This window comes from Paenibacillus nitricinens, from assembly GCF_052056485.1.
GTDB lineage: Bacteria > Bacillota > Bacilli > Paenibacillales > Paenibacillaceae > Paenibacillus_AQ > Paenibacillus_AQ nitricinens.
In genome coordinates this window covers 1,463,983-1,482,733 of sequence record NZ_CP183948.1, presented here as the reverse complement: position 1 = coordinate 1,482,733, position 18,751 = coordinate 1,463,983, and the positions used below count along the sequence as shown (strand labels likewise).

The window sequence follows — 18,751 nt, the reverse complement described above, 5'->3', positions numbered from 1 at the left end:
ATCACACTTCCTTACTCTCATATTTAACTATCAGTTCTACCCTCAATCCTCCGTATTTGCTGCGAGAGACAAACAAGCCACTATCTGGTCCGTACTTCAATTGGAGTCTATTATTAACGTTGATTAATCCCGTCTTCTCAACTTGTTTTAAACCCATCGCAAGCTTCTTCTGCAAGTGCTCTATTTCCTCATCTTTTAAAAGAGTGCCGCTATCTTCAATCGTGATAATTATTATTCCCTCTTCGCATTCGGCACCAATATAGACAACCCCGTTTCGGGAGTCGTCTTCGAAAGCATGCTCGAACACATTCTCAACAATTGGCTGAATAATCAGCCTCGGTACTAAAATCGCGTTCGCCAAAACGGGTATTTCTTCATATTCGAAAGAAATACGATTCGAGAAGCGAATACACTGAATTTCACAATAATCAAGCGCATGCTGATACTCCTTAAAGAAAGCCACCTCGTCCGATCCACTTCTCGTGATGTATTGGTAGTAGCTCCCTAGCTTTTGTGAGAGCTCAGCCGCACTATCGGAATCTCCTACTTTACACATCATGTAAATATTAAAGAAGCTGTTATAGAGAAAATGCGGGTTAATTTGTGACTGCAATTGCTTCAACTGCGAATGCTGTAGGGCAATCTTCTGTTCATAATTCTCTTCAATAGAACGCTTAAGTCTAGAAGCCATACGATTAAAACTGTTAAATATATAGTAAAACTCATCTTTGGTCTTTGACTCGATGACTAAATCAAGATTATCCGTTTCTACCATACGGAATGTCTTAACCAATTTGGATAAGGGCCGATGAATCATTAGATTTACCGAATAAGAATAAAGTACCATTACCACAATAGCGATGACAAAAGAGGCATATAGTAGTGTATTAAATTGACTTAAGGGCCTTGTGATTTCATTCTGATTCACATACATAATCAAGGATAGATTCAAAGAACTGATAAAGTTATGGGCAATAAAGTAACTTTTACCGTTCACCTTGTTTATTTCTGGGATATCGGAATTAAACTGATCCTGTTTGGTGATGAGCCTAAGCACCTCAGTAGACACTAACTGATCGTCTGTAGTAGATAGAATATTGCCCAGCTCATTACTTCCCAGAAATACCTCCGATTCTTGATATAAGGTTGCGATTTGATTTAGTGCCTCCAATAGCTTACCTTTTGAGATTTCAATATACGACCAAAGCTCCGCATTATCTCCTGTTTCTATAAGGAAAATCGCATCACCGCTCCGATAGAATGAGGGCTTCTGCTTAACGTTAAGTAACGAGGAAATTTTCTCGTACTCCATATTAGGAATGGCCGTGACCCCCGTCTTACCAGAGATCGTTTTGCCCAGAGACTTAACATATACCCCGGCGTTAACCACATATTCGCTTGAGGCAATGATCCGATTCAATAGATCTTCAGCATTACCGATTAATTCTACCTCTTCATACTTTTCTAAACTTTCACCTCGGAAACTAAGCTTCTGTATGTTTTTATCTTCTTGAAATTGTAATTGTTGATTGCGGATGAAATATATCTCTTTATCCAGTTGCTTGGAATAGAATGATGCCCCAGCCAGGGATGAGTCCAAAATTGCATTTTTGGTGAATGACATTCCCTTATAATTCACCCAAATATTCATCGATATGAGTGGAATCAGAAAGACAATAAATACGATGACGACTTTCTGATAGACGAACCATTTTACTTTTCCCGTAGCCAGCAGCTTCATTCTCTACCTCCGTATCTACTCATTCTGAGCCTGTAATAAGTTAGATGGCTTCTATAATTTCGCTTAAAGCTATAAAAAAGACCCGTAAAGTAGTCCTTTCCTCAAGGGAGGATTTTACGGGTAATGACTATTTTTTTAATTAGAGATAGACCATCATCATGTCATGCTAAGAAGACTTTCATCCCATCATAGGAAACGATGAAATTCTCCTCTGCTGTATTCTTAACTAAAGTATCATGCAACTCTGCGCTGTAGTGAGAGAAATGAGTGAGAATAAATGAGGTACTAGTATCACAACTATTTTGGTCAAACAATCTTTCTCTTACAATCCGACAACCGGAGATCCCCATATGATAATCATATCTATCCTCTAGCCCATAATTACAATCCAGACTAACAACGTCCAGGTGCTTATCACGGAGATAATTGAAGGTTACATCACTGAATACACCGCTATCATTGCCGTATAAGAATCTTGTGTTATTCTGCTCTAGTAGATAGATAAAGCAATGTTCATCCGGCTTGTGATGGGCTGGCAATGCGGTTACTGTCACTTCTCCTAGAGTGAAGGGCATGAAAGGCTGTATGATATGAAACTCGTAAAAAGGATCTTCAATCGTATCGGTTCCATAATCATAGCGAAGAGCTGACTTCATCGTTTCTTCTACCGTTTCATTTCCGTAAATATGTAGTTTTTTTCCACTCTCCTGCAGCTGACAATACCAATGCTCATGCCTCATCATGAGCTCTGCTGCTGCAAAATGATCAGTATGCGAATGCGTAACAATCAAATGATTAACTTGCCCCAAATCCAATTTGTAACGAAGCTTATTCATATACATGTCAGGTGAGAAATCCAGCAGCAAATCAGAGTTAATAAGCGCTCCTGTGCGAGCACGAATATTTTTCCCACCAAGCTCCATCGCCATAGAACAACGTTCACATTGACAAAATAAAGCTGGATAACCCTCGCTTGCTCCAGTTCCTAAATACATAAATTCCATGGTATCATCTCCCAGCGCATTTTATGATAGCGCTTACCTATTTTTGAACTTAATAGTGTCGCTGGCGCTACATTACGAATAATGAGCGAAAACCGCCTTTTCGTCAAGGTTCACTTCGAAGAAGGTTATGAAGCGCGCAGCCATAGACCAAAATAAAAAGCAAGGCTCCCCCAATAACAGGAGGAGCCTTACTTCGTTAACTTTTATCCTATGGGAGTTGAGTTCCGCCTGTCGCCGCTCGTAGAAAATCTACTTTTGGGCCAGCCCCCTTGTCATTACGATATATTAATTACTTCGTTTAAATCTTCGAGCTAACACAAATCCCACAAGGACTAGACTTCCACCTACTAAGTAAATAGGTAGCGCGCTGTCTTCTCCCGTCTTCGGAAGCTGAGTTGGTTTATTGCTGTTATCCCCTGGTTCTTTCACTGTACCTTTCGGTACTTCCTCAACATCAATCTCAATCTCGATTTCTTCTTCATTTCCATTCTCATCTGTCACAATGATCGTGAACTTGTCTTTCCCAATGAAGCCTGGGTCTGGTGTATATACCCACTTGCCATCTTTAGTAATGGTCACCTTACCATGATCAGGCTTATCACCGATACTTGGTAATCCACCTAGTGGAATTTCACCTTCAAGAGGAACTTCTTCAGTAGTAGTCTCCTTCTGTACAGGTGGTGTTGGCTGTGGAACAACAGGTGTATTAGTTGGCACCGACGTGATAGATGGAGTTGCTGTTGGTGTTACAGTTGGTGTTACAGTTGGCGTTACCACCACAGGTGTTGCGGATGGAGTAGCCGTAACGATGACTCCAGGCACTGGCGTCGAAGTCGATACAGGAAACGTTGGATTGTCTGGTGTCAACGTCGGTGTTACTGTCGACACAGGCGTTTCCGTCGGCGTTGGTGTCGATGTCGACGTCGGTGTTGTCGTCGACGTCGGCGTTGGTGTCGACGTCGCTGTTGGTGTCGGCGTCGCTGTTGGTGTCGGCGTCGGTGTCGACGTCGCTGTTGGTGTCGACGTCGGTGTTGTCGTCGGTGTCGACGTCGGTGTTGTCGTCGGTGTCGACGTCGGTGTTGTCGTCGGCGTCGGTGTTGGTGTCGGCGTCGGTGTTGGTGTCGGCGTTAGTGTTGGTGTCGGTGCAACCGTCGGCACCGGTGTTACTGTCGGAGCGGGTGTTGCTGTTGGTGTTGGAACTTTATTCTTTACCTCAAGACTTATCCCGGTCGTCAAGGCAATAGTCACTTCATGTGGTGTTTGATCAAGAACATAACCCACAGGTGCTGTTTTCTCAATCACTACATATTTCCCACCGGTTAGCTTGGTAAATTCGATTATCCCATTTATATCCGTAGTACCGTCCTTTATCCAGACCTTATCGTTGTCAACAACGCGATATAGATCAAACGTAGCACCACTTAGTAGCTTTGCAGAATTATTAAAGTCTACTTTCGTAATCGTCAGCGGTCCTCTTACACCACTTCCTGTGCCAGAACCGCTGGAAAGCTTAACTGTAATTTCCTTGGTACTTTCATTTGTTATTACCTTAATGTTCTTACCATCAAAACTAACCTTATTGGTTACTTTATCATTGTTCTGTGCTGTAATCAGGGAGTCATATTTCAGAATATAAGCCTCCGAAATATCCTTTAGGAAGCTAAGCTCAAAGCTTTCCTTTCCATTGATATCCGCAGTAATCTCCAGCTTATAATCCTTATCTTTGATCAACTCTTGATTGGTTGCAGTTATAGTCCCATCAGCTTTAACAGTCGTTTTATAGACATGAAAAGTATTAGACAGTAGGATCTGATTATCGCTCGGAATATCTGTAATTACCGCTTCTTTTACAAAAGATTGGTTACGGTTGATGTTAACGGTCCAATGTATTTTATTACCGTCCTGATCGCCGCCTTTATTAACATATTCCCCACCTTGTGGAATGCTAACAGTGGCTTCCAGTTTTGCGGATTCTACTTTCGTGCTGTCATATAATATAGCTGTATTTTTAATTTCATTTGAATCAATCGCTTGATCAGCGAATGTAGTTTTGAAAGTGACGTAGAACGCATAATTAATGGTTTTATTAAATGTCACCTTCAGCTCATTACCATTCAACTTCACATTATAATCAGCGGAATTCACATTAGCTTGAGGAGAGGGATCACCATCCTTCCCATATTCCCATTTATAAACTTTTACAGAATCCTCGTTGACGACTTGGCCAGCCGAAATAGTATCTACCAGTTGAGCTTGGCTTAACGTTTTCTGATTATAGTTGGCACCAATATTCCAAGTGATCTCTTTGGTTACAGCATTGTAGGACCCACTCTTTTTCCCATTGTTTTTAACTTCATCTCTTGGATTAAAGGTTACGGTCGCTTCTTTATGCTTTGACTCCTGTACCCCGTTCACCGTTTCTTTCCAATCGAGTGCGCCTTTATTTGAAAATTGTGTTTTGCCCGAAGCCAGCCAATCATAGTTAAAGCTTGTTGTATAGGTAATAGTGTAAGGCTCATTAATTGAACCATCAAAAGTAATCACAAACCCATCGTTCACTGCAGCCGGATTATGATCATTGTAAACAACAGTATGAACGGTAGCAGTTCCACCTTTGGTCGGTTTAACCTTTAATGTGCCCGGGATAAGCGTTAATCCCGCATTGCCAAAAGTATCGGTCACCACTAAATTTTCCATAGTCTTGCTGTCATCATTAATTTGAATAGTCCAATCAATGGTCTTTGTCGCATAATTAACATTGCCATAATTCTTATGAAGAATTTGCTGTTTAATATCACGTTTTACAGTTTCCGATTTTCCATCATAAGTAATCTTGTTCGTAATTTGGGCATCATCATATATACGACCATTTGCTTTTGTCTGATATTCAATTCGATAGGCAGAACTTATATCATTGTTGAATTTCAGATCAAAGCCATTTAACCCCGTTGCAGTTGTTGGCGTTACCGTATATTCGCTTGAAGCAATTTCCGCGCTCTTGATCCCTTTACCCTTGCTGTCAATCGTTACTGGATAGACTTTAACAGAGGTAGGGATTAGATCTTGGGAGTTGTTAAACGTATCCTTTAAAATAGCATTCGCCGCTAAAATTGTTTTCTCATTGTAATTGAAATTAACAGCCCAGGAAAGCGTCTGAGTTGCCGCATCGTATCCAGTGGACTCTTTCGACAGCGGCTTGCCGCGCCCAACTGTAACTGTAGTACTAGCCTTCTTGGATATTCCTCCATCACCCTTTAAGACAGCTTCGTTCGTAAATGCAGTGCTATCCACACCCGTACCGGTAATATCCGTTGAGAAGCCAATGCGGTATGCCTTTGTGATTGGGTTGTCTTTAAATTTCAACTTTAATTCTGCCCCAGTTGAATCTGTCACATCATACTTACTGCTATCTACTACATTTCCTTGACTCACTTGTCCATCTATTTTCACATCAAGCTCATAGACCACAATAGATACGGTATTTAAAGACAATCCCAAAGGAAGCTTGTCTGTAACCTCTGCATTGTAAACACTATCCAGAACCTTGTTCACATCAACCGTCCAAGCGATGCTTGTTGGGTTATAATACTGCGGCTTCGGTGAACCGTTTTTTTCTATCGTTGAGCTAACCTTTGGCTTAAAATTAAGCTCAATGGTTTGAGTTCCTCCCTGAATTGGGAATATTATTGTCTGCTTCGCAGAGCCTGTAATCTTTTTGGAGCTCAGTAGCGACCTAACTGTAAAGGTGCCCCCCACTTGATCGTGGGATTCAATATATTTGTTAAATGTGAATACAACTTTATTGGTATTTTTGTCGACTGTATAAGTCCCTACAGGCTCATCGTCAAAAATAAGATTACCATTCAAATCATTATAAAGTTCAAACTGTGTTGGAAGGTCAAACGTAAAGGTAGAACCCTCCTTATACCCATGCCCATCTGAAATTGCCCATGTATAGTTTAATTCCGAATAGGAATCAAGCTGATATACGCTTTCCGTAACCGTATTTGTGTATTTATCATCGGTGTATACTGCAAGCGTAACACTAGTAATGAGATTATCTCCAATCACAGTACCATTCCCACTCGCATATGCCTGCGTATTAAACCCGAAGCCAAAGCTATACGCCCATTGCGTCACAAGTAATAATACTATGAGCCATGCGCTTATTTTCTTTTTTGATAACATTTCGTGATTTCCTCCTTTTTCACCCTTTTATTATACTTTTCACAAGCTCTATCCTTTGGATCCAGTACTCTTATCCTCTATAATGACCTCCTTGATCTTTTCTCCTTCTACTAATCGCCATACTTACATTCATCTATTGTAAATAGTGTATCTATACATAATCTGAACAGAGTCCAGTAGAAGTCTTTCCCATACTTTTTCTTCCAAATAAAAAAACAGGGATATGCGATGTAAACTCACATATCCCTGTCGTATCTAATGCTTACTCATCTAGATGTTAATAGTAGAGTAATACTACTTAGAAAAAATAAAAAATACATTGTACATTTTATAGACTAGCGTGATCACGTTTGGTGTAAGTTTTACGCTTCTCCAGAAGCTTGTTAAGTGCATCGATATAAGCGCGGGCACTCGCCTCTAGAATATCGGTGCTAAGGCCACGGCCCTGTGCAGCGACTTCACCCTGCGACAGTACTACATGAACCTCACCCTGTGCATCTTTACCACGGGAGACGGATTTAATGGAATAATCTCCAAGGGTAACTTCCTCACCCGTGGCTTTATCAATAGCATTGTAGATGGCATCTACCGAACCATTACCTTCTGCCTCTGCTACAATAGGTTCCGCTTCCGGACCATCGATAATCACCTTGGCGGCTGGAACAGCTTTATTGCCGTAAGTAACGAAAATCGTCTGAAGTCTGAATATTTCTGGCGTATCGATTAGTTTCTCTTCAATCAATGCCAAAATATCTTCATCAGACACTTCTTTTTTCTTATCGGCCAAGTCCTTAAACCTTGAAAAGGCTGTATTAAGCTCAGCTTCGGATAAATCATATCCTAGATCACTTAACTTATCGCGGAAAGCATGGCGTCCAGAGTGCTTACCAAGTACCAGCTTGCTCTCTTTAAGTCCTATGGTCTCCGGTGTCATGATCTCATAAGTGGTTTTCTCTTTCAGCATTCCGTCCTGGTGAATACCCGATTCATGAGCAAATGCATTAGCTCCTACAATCGCCTTATTCCCTGGGACTACCATACCTGTCAACTTGCTGACCAAGCGACTTGTACGAGAAATCTCGGATAACGTTAAAGAAGTTTTTGCGCCAAAAAATTCAGCACGTGTCTCCAGCGCCAATGCAACTTCTTCAATCGCTGTGTTTCCAGCACGTTCACCAATACCGTTAATCGTTCCTTCAATCTGATCTGCACCATTCTGAATCGCGGCTAGCGTATTGGCCGTAGCCATGCCAAGGTCGTTATGACAATGAGCACTAAGCTGTACACGTTCAATATCAGGCACATTTTCTTTTAAGTATTTAAAAATAGCTCCATATTCAGAAGGATTCAGATAACCTACAGTATCCGGGATATTAACAACATTAGCGCCTTCTCGGATAGCCATTCCGACCATTTCAGCCATGAAATCATACTCTGTACGACCTGCGTCTTCTAACGAAAACTCAAGTTTAGGGAAATATTTCTTGGCATATCGGATAGCAGATTGTGCAGTTTCCAGCACCTGAGCTTTATCCATCCGTAGCTTATGCTGGCGGTGAATAGGAGATGTGGCTAGAAAAATATGAATGCAAGGGTCCTGTGCCCCCTGCAATGCTTCTTTTACTGCATCAATATCTGTCTCTCTAGAACGAGAAAGACCGATTACGGTGACGTTCTTTACTGCTCTTGCAACTGCATTTACCGAAGCCAGGTCACCTGGTGAAGCAGCAGGAAAGCCCGCTTCCATGCGGTCAATCCCCAGCTTTTCCAGCTGGTAGGCGATCTCTACTTTTTCACGCGTGTTAAGGTTCACACCCGGCGACTGCTCTCCGTCTCGCAGCGTCGTATCGAACACATAAATTTTCCGCATGCAAAGCACCTCCCAAAGATTGTGCTAAAACCCTCAAATGCGGCTCGCATAGTCACGGCCGCATTTGAAGGTCACACTATTTAATCATAAGTATATATGATTACTTCTTAATCCAGTGCATCATTTCACGCAATTGGCTACCTACAACTTCAACTGGGTGAGCAGCTTCGTTGCGACGAGTAGCTGTAAGGAAAGCACGTCCGGATTGGTTCTCAAGGATGAAGTCGCGAGCGAATTTACCTTCTTGGATATCCGTCAGTACAGCTTTCATTGCTTTTTTAGTATCTTCAGTTACAATGCGAGGACCAGTTACATAGTCACCGTATTCAGCAGTGTTACTGATGGAATCACGCATGCTGGACAATCCGCCTTCATATACCATGTCAACGATCAGCTTCAGTTCATGCAGACATTCGAAGTAAGCCATTTCAGGAGCATAACCTGCTTCAGTCAATGTTTCGAATCCAGCTTTGATCAGTGCAGATACGCCACCGCAAAGTACAGCTTGCTCACCGAACAAGTCAGTTTCGGTTTCTTCACGGAAAGAAGTTTCGATAACCCCTGCACGTGTACAGCCGATACCTTTTGCATAAGCAAGACCGATTTCTTTAGCTTTTCCAGTTGCATCTTGTTCGATAGCAATCAAGCCAGGAACGCCAAAGCCTTCAACATAAGTACGACGAACCATGTGACCTGGAGATTTTGGTGCTACGAGCAGCACGTCCGCATCTTTAGGAGCAACGATTTGTCCAAAGTGTACGTTAAAGCCGTGGGAGAACATCAAAGCTGCGCCTTTTTTAAGGTTTGGTTCCACTTCATTTTTATATACGGATGCTTGAGTTTCGTCTGGCATTAAGATTTGCACAACATCTGCACGGGATACTGCTTCAGCTACTGGCAATACTTCAAAACCGTCATTTTTTGCAGTTTCGAAAGATTTACCTTCACGAAGACCGATGACAACTTGAAGACCACTGTCACGAAGATTCTGTGCTTGGGCATGTCCTTGGCTACCGTACCCGATTACCGCAATTGTCTTTCCTTTTAATACACTAAGTTCTGCATCCTGTTCATAGTACGTTGTAACTGCCATTGTCAATATCCTCCTTTAATTTGAGACCCATCATAAAGAGCGGGTGCTTCAAGAGAACTGGATTCATACCTTATCAAGCTCCTCTTCAAGCTCCCGCTCTTTAGCGGGAAGTTCATTCATATCATATCAGATTAATGCAATCAAGCAGTAATCCATTAAAGTCGTAAAATATAATACTTAAGAGTTACCACGTACCATAGCCGTAACACCTGTGCGAGAAAGCTCTCTAATTCCATAAGGTTTCAAAAGCTCGATCATTGCATCAATTTTCTGTGTCTCCCCAACTACTTGCACCAGTATAGTGGTGCTGCCGATATCAACCACTGAAGCACGGAAAGTCTCAACTACACCCAAAATTTCCGGACGCTCACTTGGATCAGCATTCACTTTAATGAGAGCGAGCTCGCGTGCAACCATTGGCTTAGCTCCAAGATCAACGACTTTGATAACATCAATTAGCTTATAGAGCTGCTTCTCAATTTGTTCAAGGGTATGCTGGTCGCCAAGAGTAACGATAACCATCCGGGATAATCCAACCTCTTCGGACTGACCTACTGTAATACTCTCAATATTAAATCCGCGGCGACCGAACAAGCCTGACACCCGCTGAAGCACACCTGGCTGGTCATTTACGAGTACAGAAATCGTATGTCTTGTCACTGTTATTCATCCCCCATCAGCATATGATCGATGGTTGAACCTTGAGTTACCATCGGGTAGACATTCTCGTCTTTTGGAACAACGAATTCTACCAATACTGGACCCGGTGTTTCCAGAGCTTTCTGCCATGCATCACGTGCTTCTTCCTTATTCGTCGCACGTAGACCTTTCACACCATAGGCCTCAGCAAGCTTAACGAAATCCGGACTACCTGCAAGGTCTGTATAGCTATAACGTTTGTCATAGATAAGATTCTGCCATTGGCGAACCATTCCAAGCACTTGGTTATTAATAACAACGATTTTGACAGGTATATTGTTAATCGCACAAATCGCCAGCTCTTGGGAACACATTTGCATACCGCCATCTCCGTTAATCGATACTACCAACCGTTCAGGATGTGCCATTTGCGCACCGATAGCTGATGGGAATCCGAAGCCCATCGTTCCAAGACCACCTGAAGTAATCCATGAGCGCGGATGATTGAACTTGTAATATTGTGCTGCCCACATTTGATGCTGGCCAACGTCCGTAGTAACAATCGCTTCCCCATTAGTGGTGTCATTAATCATTTCAATAACCCATTGTGGTTTAAGCTCGGTCTCCGAATCTTTATACCGAAGTGGCTGATCAAGCTTTGACTGCGCGATATGCGTTCTCCAAGCATCAGCCTTAGATGCACGCCCAACCTCAGGAATCAGCATTTCCAGTACAGTTTTCACATCTCCTACAATCGGAATATCAGGTGATACATTCTTTCCGATTTCTGCAGGGTCGATATCGATATGCACGATCTTGGCTTTTGGCGCGAAGCCGTCCAGCCTACCCGTAACACGGTCATCAAAGCGAGCACCAATATTAATGAGCAAATCGCATTGCTGAATTGCATTATTTGCGGTATATGTGCCATGCATCCCTGGCATTCCCATCCAAAGCTCTTCAGCACTTGGGAAGGCTCCGAGTCCCAGCAAGGTTGTAGTTATTGGAATCTCTGTCCGTTTCACGAATTCGAACATAGCCTCATGTGCTCCGGAGTAGATAACTCCACCACCTGCAATGATAATCGGACGTTCAGCAACCTCAATCGCACGAACCAGTTTATCAAGCTGCAGTTTGTTTGGAACTGTACAAGGGTTGTAGCCACGAAGATTTACGGTCTTCACTGGTGTGAACAATGTCTTTGCAGCCGACACATCTTTCGGTATATCAATCAATACTGGACCTTTACGACCGGTATTCGCCACATGGAAAGCTTCATGTATGACGCGAGGGAGATCCTCAACATCTCTTACAAAGTAGCTGTGCTTAGTGATGGGCATCGTGATTCCGGTAATGTCTGCTTCCTGGAAAGCATCTGTACCGATCAGGCTTGAGAAAACATTACCTGTGATTACGACCAATGGAGTAGAGTCCATATATGCTGTAGCAATACCTGTTACAAGGTTTGTTGCGCCAGGACCCGAGGTTGCGATACATACCCCTGGTTTGCCACTTGCTCTAGCGTAACCGTCAGCTGCATGAATCGCACCTTGCTCATGACGTGTTAACACGTGATTGAAATCCGTAAAACCGTACAATGCATCATAGATGTACAAAACAGCTCCACCTGGATATCCGAATACTGTGTCTACACCCTCCAATACAAGGCTGCGGAGTAGTATTTCCGAACCGGTAATAACTTCCGGCTCCATCCATTTTTCTTTTAGCTGCTCTGTAGACCGTAATTCCGGTATTTGCGCGCTCATCAGTATTCCTCCTCCGATATTTAACATTCATTATGCAAATGACGGACCGTCCTCTATACATCAGCAAATAGTTATTTATAAAACAAAAAAACCTTCCGCCTCCCACGCACAGTATTAGCGCGTGAGGGACGAAAGGTTGATCTTCCGTGGTACCACCCATGTTTGCATTACATCTCGCGATGCAACGCCTTATCAGGTATACAAAAATCCATCGATGTAGGCAAGGGCCCTAATCTCTGTAACCTGAAGTCCGTAACGCGGACTAAACGATTCCCCCTAATAATTCCACCACTCTAGCCAGTGAACCTTTCAGGGAAACAGCTCCGAGGTGAGCTCGTATATAAGGGATTCCGGTGGAGGTTGCAGCAAATCCTCACACTCTCTGAGCAAAAGAGCCCTTAAAACTTCGTCCTCATCATTGCCGATACATGTATGTTCGTTAAAATGTTTAGACACATTATATGATTCCTAACACGGATAGTCAATACCCATATTTTTAAAATTGTCACAACTCCTGCTTCTACCCTCTCGGAACGCCTGCCCTTCTCCCAACATATGATGTACGACAATGCGTGGAAAGGGGACGCTCTATGATTCGTTATCGTCGACCGAAGCAGGATGACTTTGTTATTTTTGATTTAATCGAGCGACAGCTCGTTCCATTATCTCATCTGCCGCAAACTGAAATCACTAAAATCAAAAAGGATTTACCCCGTCGTCTGGGACACGGAATCACCCTTGTCACCTGTCCCGACTATGAAAGCGATCCAAACGGGTTTGTCCATTTTTTGTTGCATGGTGATTTACTCTACATCGATATGCTAGCCATTGCACCAGATGCTCGGCGAAAACACTTGGGAAATATGCTCATGGATCGAGCAGAAAGATTTGCACTTTCTCGCGGTTGTCATCGTTCTAAGGTATCCGTCGACCTAGGGAATGCAGCAGCACTAGCCTTTTATCGAAAATTGGGCTACAGCGTAGCCCGTTATCAATCGCTAAGTTTTTGTTACGAGCTTGAGAAACGATTCTCCTAGCCAAAGCAGCACTTATCGGAACTTAAAAAAATCCAAAAGGTGGGTATGGTGTGCCTCCGTACCCATAACCTCCATAAGGAGTTCCATATCCGTAACCGCCACCATAAGGTGTAGCTCCGCCATAGCCACCGCCATAACCTCCACCATAAGCATAAGGGGCAGTACCAACGGCGAGCAAATCAAACAACACTAATGGAATGATTGCTTTGGTTTGTACTTTTTTACCACTTACACGTTGCAAAATAAGACGATTTCCTGATACACGAAGCAGTTTTCCTGTAACCTGTGTGCCATCTTTTTTCACAGCGATGATCTGTTTGCCAATGAGCCTCATAACCTGCTTTTTCGTAACTGGTTTAGTCATAATATCCCCTCCAAAAAGTTTTGCAAACCTCTGATTTCCACCATCTTCAAAACAGTTTATTCGCACAAAAGAACCTTCGCCTGTACACTTGCCCTCTCCTCTTTATGTTTATCCATATCGACCCTAACCAAAAAAGCCGCATTTCCGGAAAAAGTCCGGAAATGCGGCTTCGTAATGATATAAGTAAAAAATCGAAAAGATCTAGCGTTTACCAGGATCGTAAGGCTGACCTAATGCCTTAGGAGCAGCGGAACGACCTACAGCAGCTACAAGCACAATGACTGTCAATACATAAGGGATCATAAAGATGAACTCTTGTGGGATATCTTTTGACCACTCAAACAATTGAACATAGTTACGAATCGCTTGAGAGAATCCGAAGAATACCGCAGCACCAAAGGCACCGAGCGGATTCCATTTACCAAAGATCATCGCTGCAATCGCGATAAAACCTTGACCAGAAATCGTATTATGGCCAAAAGTTCCGGTTGTAGTTAGAGTGATTGTAGCGCCACCGATACCAGCCATCAATCCACTAAGCATTACACCGATATATCTCATCCGGTTCACCTTGACACCTAAGGTGTCTGCAGCACTAGGATGCTCACCTACTGCACGTAAACGCAGTCCAAATGGCGTTTTAAACAAAACGAAATAAATAACGATAACCAGCACGATGGCTAGATAAGTGGTCGGATAGGAATTGAATATCCCTTCACCGATTACTGGAATCTTGGAGAGTCCAGGAATTGCAACTTTGTTAAATCCATCGATTAGCGGAGTTTCAGCAGATCCATCAAATAGCAGCTTTACCATATAAAGCGTACTACCTGCGGCTAAAAAGTTAATAACCGTACCACTGATCGTCTGATCTGATTTAAAGGTAATAGATGCAACCGCATGAATCAGTGAACCAAGTACTCCGACGGCCATAGCACATAGTACGCCAATCCAAGGAGCCCAGTCACCCATCCCAGCATCTTGAGCATAATAACCACCTACTGCTGCTGCAAAGGCACCAAACATCATCAAACCTTCAAGTCCAATATTTACGACACCGGAGCGTTCAGAGAAGATGCCGCCAAGTGAGGCAAAAATAAGCGCTGTGGAAAAAACAAGCGTTGTATTAAGCAGTTGACCTAACGTCTGCAGATCCATCTATAACACCTTCTCTTTCTTGCGCTTGAAGTAAAAGGGCTTAAGCACCCAGCGTACAATCCCTTGTGCCGCAATAAAGAATATGATTGAACCTATAACGATACGAATAAGCTCCGGAGGAACATCTGCAGCAAAACTCATTCCCGCAGAACCATAAGTCAACGTACCATAGAGAATCGCAGCTAGAACAACACCAAGTGGATGTGTTAAACCAAGAAGAGCTACTGCGATACCATCAAATCCATATCCTGGTGATGCCGCGAACACAGATTGATAATGGAATACACCCAGTACCTCTCCTGCTCCAGCCAACCCTGCAAACACTCCGCTTATGAACATTGCTTTTACAACGTTACGGCCAACATTCATACCTGCGTACTCGGCAGCATGAGGATTGTAACCAACAGCACGCATTTCATATCCTTGCTTAGTCTTCCATAAGTAGACATAGAAGAATACTGCTGCAGCAAGGGCGATAGCTGTTCCCCAGTGCAGACGTGCATTGTCAAATAACGAATTCAAGAATGTCATGGAAAGAGAAGCAGGAATATCCTCGGAACGATTCTGTCCCGGAAGTAATAGAAATGCTCTTACAATATAATTCGACAAGTATAGAGCAACCCAGTTTAACATGATTGTGGTAATAACTTCATTAATCCCACGTTTAGCCTTCAAATAGCCGGCGATACCAGCCCACAGACCTCCACATAACCCAGCTATAATAACAGCAAGCGGAACTAAGATGAATCCTGGCAAGGCTGCAAATTTAATACCCACCACGGTCGCAGCCGTCATACCAATCATCACTTGTCCATCTGCTCCGATATTAAACATCCCTGAACGAAATGCAAAGGCTACGGCTAAACCAGTGAGCATTAATGGCGTCATTTCGCGCACGGCTTCACCAAAGTTGTACAAGTTACCAAATACACGTGAGAACAGTGCGGAGTAAGCAGTTATCGGATCATAACCACCCATAAGCATAACTATTGCTCCCACAAGAAAACCAAGTACGATGGCGACAAGAGGAACGATATAGCTGTCAGTTGTGAAGATTTTTTTGAACTTATTCAACTGCCTTACCTCCCCGCTTCAAGCTGCCTGCCATCATAAGACCCAGTTCCTGGTCATTCGTATCCTGCGGGAACACTTCACCGACAATTTTGCCTTCATAGATAACAGCAATTCTGTCTGATACATTCATAATCTCGTCCAATTCAAACGAAATGAGCAATACAGCTTTTCCTTGGTCACGCTGTGCAATGAGCTGCTTTTGAACAAACTCGATAGCCCCAACATCTAGACCGCGTGTTGGTTGTGCTGCAATAAGTAATGTCGGATCTTTATCTATTTCCCGAGCAATAATCGCTTTCTGTTGATTTCCGCCGGATAAAGAACGTGCTTTGGTCTGAATTGAAGGTGTACGCACATCAAACTGCTCCACAAGACCTTCCGCATACTTATCAATGACATCATTTTGCATAAAGCCGTTTTTGTTATATGGACTCTTATAGTAAGTTTCCAGAACCATATTCTCACTTACTGAGAAGTCAAGCACCAAACCATGCTTATGACGGTCTTCTGGAATATGAGACACATTCATCTCCGTAATCTTGCGCGGGGATAAATTAGCAATCTCGTTCCCGGACACCTGAATAGAACCAGAATCAATTTTACGCAGACCCGTAATGGCCTGAATCAGTTCACTCTGTCCATTGCCATCTACACCGGCTATTCCGAGAATTTCTCCGGCTTTCACATCAAAGCTAAGACCGTCGAGCACCGAGACACCATCTTTACTCTTACTGTTCACATCCTTCAGCTCGAGTACAGTTTCACCAACCTCAGGGGCCTTCTTAGCTACCTTGAAGGTTACGCCGCGTCCAACCATCTTCTCAGCCAGTTCATTCGGATTAGTATCTGCGGTATTTACGGTATCGATTACTTTTCCTCGTCTAATAATGGTGACCCGATCAGATATTTGCATAATTTCTTTAAGCTTATGCGTAATCAGGATAATCGATTTTCCCTCTGCAACAAGCCGCTTCATAATCGCCATCAATTCCGTAATTTCTTGAGGCGTAAGTACTGCAGTCGGCTCATCAAATATGAGAATATCCGCTCCGCGGTACAGGGTCTTCATAATTTCTACCCTTTGTTGCATACCAACAGAAATGTCATGAATAACGGCATTTGGATTCACTTGCAGGCCATATTGCTCCGATAGCTTCCGAACCTGTTCCGCAGCGGATTTATAGTCAATTTTAAGACCTTTCTTCGGCTCCATCCCAAGAACAATATTCTCGGTAACCGTAAAAGGCTCCACGAGCTTGAAATGCTGATGCACCATACCAATACCAAGCTCGATCGCTTTATTGGGATTATCAATTACAACCGATTTCCCGTCGATTTCAATACTTCCTTCATCCGGTTGATACAATCCAAAAACGATATTCATTAGGGTTGATTTACCTGCACCATTCTCACCAAGCAGTGCAAGAATCTCACCCTTCTTTAACGTCAAACTAATGGAATCGTTAGCAACAATACCGGGAAATCGTTTTGTGATTTGCTTCAACTCTACGACAGGAGCCGCAGCACTCATGGAATCACCCTCATCACAGAATATATAACTACCATGTAGACACGGATGTACCGCCCTTTTCAAGACGGTATAACTGTGTCTAACTTATCATAACCAGTGCTTTAACAAGGAATAAGGCCAGCACATAACCGGCCTTATTCCTTATTGCTTATTTCTTATTGTGATCCGATAAATAAAAGGGAGATCTTACTCGGTAGGAACTGTAATTGTTCCATCAATGATTTGTTTTTTGAAATCTTCAACTTTAGCCAAAATCTCTTCAGAAACGTTAACTTTAGATGTATCAGAGATACCTACACCATTGTCTTTCAAACCAAGAACAGTTGTAGTACCACCTTTGAAAGTACCATCGATTACTTCTTTGGAAACCTTCTTAACAGCTTCGTCAACGCGTTTGATCATAGAAGTTAAAGTTACGTCTGTACCAAATTCAATGGATTGGTCTTTGTCTACACCGATAACCCATACTTTAGCACCGCCAGCTTTGTTACGGGATTTAGCTTCGTTGAAGACGCCATTTCCTGTTGCACCAGCAGCAGGGAAGATGATGTCATTACCATCGTTATACAATGTAGCTGCAAGGGATTTACCAGTATCCGGTTTGTCGTATGCACCTGCATAAGTAATAGTAACTTTTGCATCAGGTTTAACTGCCGCAACACCAGCTTTGAATCCTACTTCAAAACGTTTGATTACCGGGCTTTCCATACCGCCAATAAAAGCTACTTTGTTAGTTTTTGTAGTCAAACCAGCAACCACACCAACCAAGAAGGAACCTTCATTCTCAGAGAAAGTAACGGATGCTACGTTAGGAGCCTCTACTACGCTATCGATAATTGCCAAGTTAGCGTTGGCGTTCTCACCAGCAACTTTCTTAATTGCGTCGCCAAGATCAAAACCAATACCCCAAGTCAAGTTATAGCCATCCTTAACGAATTGGTTAAGGTTTGGCTCATAGTCAGCATTGGATTTACTTTGCAAATATTTAACGGAAGAACCTGTTTCTTTTTCAAGAGCTTGTAGTGCTTCCCATGCGGATTGGTTAAACGATTTATCGTTTACGCCACCGATGTCAGTAACCATACCAAATTTGAAATCAGATTTTGCGGCATTTGTTCCACCATTTGTTCCTGCATTCGTCTCGCCATTTGCAGCATTCTTAGCGTTGTTGTTTCCACAACCAGCCAAAACAACTGTTAATGCCAGCATCATTACAAGAGATAGTTTGAAGACTTTTTTCATTGAATGTGATCCCCCTTAAAATATTGGATGTCATCTGTGTTCTA

At 42.8% G+C, this 18,751-nt stretch carries 13 protein-coding genes; 1 reads left to right on the top strand and 12 read right to left on the bottom strand.

Features of this window, described 5'->3' with window-relative positions; translation table 11 throughout:
- Position 1 precedes the first annotated feature (1 nt).
- The 7 genes from ACN6KS_RS06675 to ilvB form a co-directional block, all read right to left on the bottom strand.
- A complete protein-coding gene (locus ACN6KS_RS06675; protein WP_094869945.1) occupies positions 2 to 1,741 on the bottom strand; it encodes a sensor histidine kinase in 1,740 nt (579 codons plus the stop codon).
- Between the two features lie 161 nt (positions 1,742 to 1,902).
- A complete protein-coding gene (locus ACN6KS_RS06670) occupies positions 1,903 to 2,745 on the bottom strand; it encodes an MBL fold metallo-hydrolase (protein WP_440961634.1) in 843 nt (280 codons plus the stop codon).
- Between the two features lie 285 nt (positions 2,746 to 3,030).
- Positions 3,031 to 6,933, bottom strand: coding sequence for a collagen binding domain-containing protein (locus ACN6KS_RS06665; RefSeq protein ID WP_440961633.1), 3,903 nt, complete (start codon positions 6,931 to 6,933; stop codon positions 3,031 to 3,033).
- 328 nt (positions 6,934 to 7,261) lie between these two features.
- Entirely contained in the window at positions 7,262 to 8,803 is a 1,542-nt protein-coding gene (locus ACN6KS_RS06660) for a 2-isopropylmalate synthase (protein WP_341133978.1), read from the bottom strand.
- A gap of 100 nt (positions 8,804 to 8,903) precedes the next feature.
- Entirely contained in the window at positions 8,904 to 9,896 is a 993-nt protein-coding gene (gene ilvC / locus ACN6KS_RS06655) for a ketol-acid reductoisomerase (protein ID WP_036679485.1), read from the bottom strand.
- Positions 9,897 to 10,073: 177 nt separating this feature from the next.
- Positions 10,074 to 10,562, bottom strand: a complete 489-nt coding sequence (ilvN, locus tag ACN6KS_RS06650) for an acetolactate synthase small subunit (protein ID WP_170880323.1) — start codon at positions 10,560 to 10,562, stop codon at positions 10,074 to 10,076.
- Positions 10,559 to 12,301 (bottom strand): biosynthetic-type acetolactate synthase large subunit, encoded by a 1,743-nt coding sequence (ilvB, locus tag ACN6KS_RS06645; protein ID WP_042125091.1) that lies wholly within the window; start codon positions 12,299 to 12,301, stop codon positions 10,559 to 10,561. Before ilvB ends, ilvN begins: the two co-directional genes overlap by 4 nt.
- A gap of 590 nt (positions 12,302 to 12,891) precedes the next feature.
- Here ilvB and ACN6KS_RS06640 point away from each other — a divergent pair.
- Entirely contained in the window at positions 12,892 to 13,338 is a 447-nt protein-coding gene (locus ACN6KS_RS06640) for a GNAT family N-acetyltransferase (protein ID WP_440961632.1), read from the top strand.
- A gap of 22 nt (positions 13,339 to 13,360) precedes the next feature.
- Here the strand turns inward: ACN6KS_RS06640 and ACN6KS_RS06635 are convergent, their stop codons facing one another.
- The 5 genes from ACN6KS_RS06635 to ACN6KS_RS06615 form a co-directional block, all read right to left on the bottom strand.
- Positions 13,361 to 13,702, bottom strand: a complete 342-nt coding sequence (locus ACN6KS_RS06635; protein WP_094869941.1) for a hypothetical protein — start codon at positions 13,700 to 13,702, stop codon at positions 13,361 to 13,363.
- A gap of 201 nt (positions 13,703 to 13,903) precedes the next feature.
- Positions 13,904 to 14,860: an ABC transporter permease gene (locus ACN6KS_RS06630; protein WP_094869940.1), complete on the bottom strand. Its 957-nt coding sequence runs from the start codon at positions 14,858 to 14,860 to the stop codon at positions 13,904 to 13,906.
- Complete coding sequence (locus ACN6KS_RS06625) at positions 14,861 to 15,934, bottom strand: ABC transporter permease (protein ID WP_042125082.1); 1,074 nt, start codon at positions 15,932 to 15,934, stop codon at positions 14,861 to 14,863.
- Positions 15,927 to 17,465 carry an ABC transporter ATP-binding protein gene (locus ACN6KS_RS06620; RefSeq protein ID WP_440961631.1) on the bottom strand — a complete coding sequence of 513 codons (1,539 nt, stop codon included), beginning with the start codon at positions 17,463 to 17,465 and terminating at the stop codon, positions 15,927 to 15,929. The genes ACN6KS_RS06625 and ACN6KS_RS06620 overlap by 8 nt, the downstream gene beginning before the upstream one ends.
- Before the next feature lie 186 nt (positions 17,466 to 17,651).
- Positions 17,652 to 18,707 carry a BMP family lipoprotein gene (locus tag ACN6KS_RS06615; protein WP_094869938.1) on the bottom strand — a complete coding sequence of 352 codons (1,056 nt, stop codon included), beginning with the start codon at positions 18,705 to 18,707 and terminating at the stop codon, positions 17,652 to 17,654.
- Between the last annotated feature and the right edge of the window lie 44 nt (positions 18,708 to 18,751).

Coding starts and splice junctions, on each gene's coding strand:
- ACN6KS_RS06675 (WP_094869945.1), bottom strand. CDS start 1,741: ATGAAGCTGCTGGCTACGGGAAAAGTAAAATGGTTCGTCTATCAGAAA.
- ACN6KS_RS06670 (WP_440961634.1), bottom strand. CDS start 2,745: ATGGAATTTATGTATTTAGGAACTGGAGCAAGCGAGGGTTATCCAGCT.
- ACN6KS_RS06665 (WP_440961633.1), bottom strand. CDS start 6,933: ATGTTATCAAAAAAGAAAATAAGCGCATGGCTCATAGTATTATTACTT.
- ACN6KS_RS06660 (WP_341133978.1), bottom strand. CDS start 8,803: ATGCGGAAAATTTATGTGTTCGATACGACGCTGCGAGACGGAGAGCAG.
- ilvC (WP_036679485.1), bottom strand. CDS start 9,896: ATGGCAGTTACAACGTACTATGAACAGGATGCAGAACTTAGTGTATTA.
- ilvB (WP_042125091.1), bottom strand. CDS start 12,301: ATGAGCGCGCAAATACCGGAATTACGGTCTACAGAGCAGCTAAAAGAA.
- ACN6KS_RS06640 (WP_440961632.1), top strand. CDS start 12,892: ATGATTCGTTATCGTCGACCGAAGCAGGATGACTTTGTTATTTTTGAT.
- ACN6KS_RS06635 (WP_094869941.1), bottom strand. CDS start 13,702: ATGACTAAACCAGTTACGAAAAAGCAGGTTATGAGGCTCATTGGCAAA.
- ACN6KS_RS06630 (WP_094869940.1), bottom strand. CDS start 14,860: ATGGATCTGCAGACGTTAGGTCAACTGCTTAATACAACGCTTGTTTTT.
- ACN6KS_RS06620 (WP_440961631.1), bottom strand. CDS start 17,465: ATGAGTGCTGCGGCTCCTGTCGTAGAGTTGAAGCAAATCACAAAACGA.
- ACN6KS_RS06615 (WP_094869938.1), bottom strand. CDS start 18,707: ATGAAAAAAGTCTTCAAACTATCTCTTGTAATGATGCTGGCATTAACA.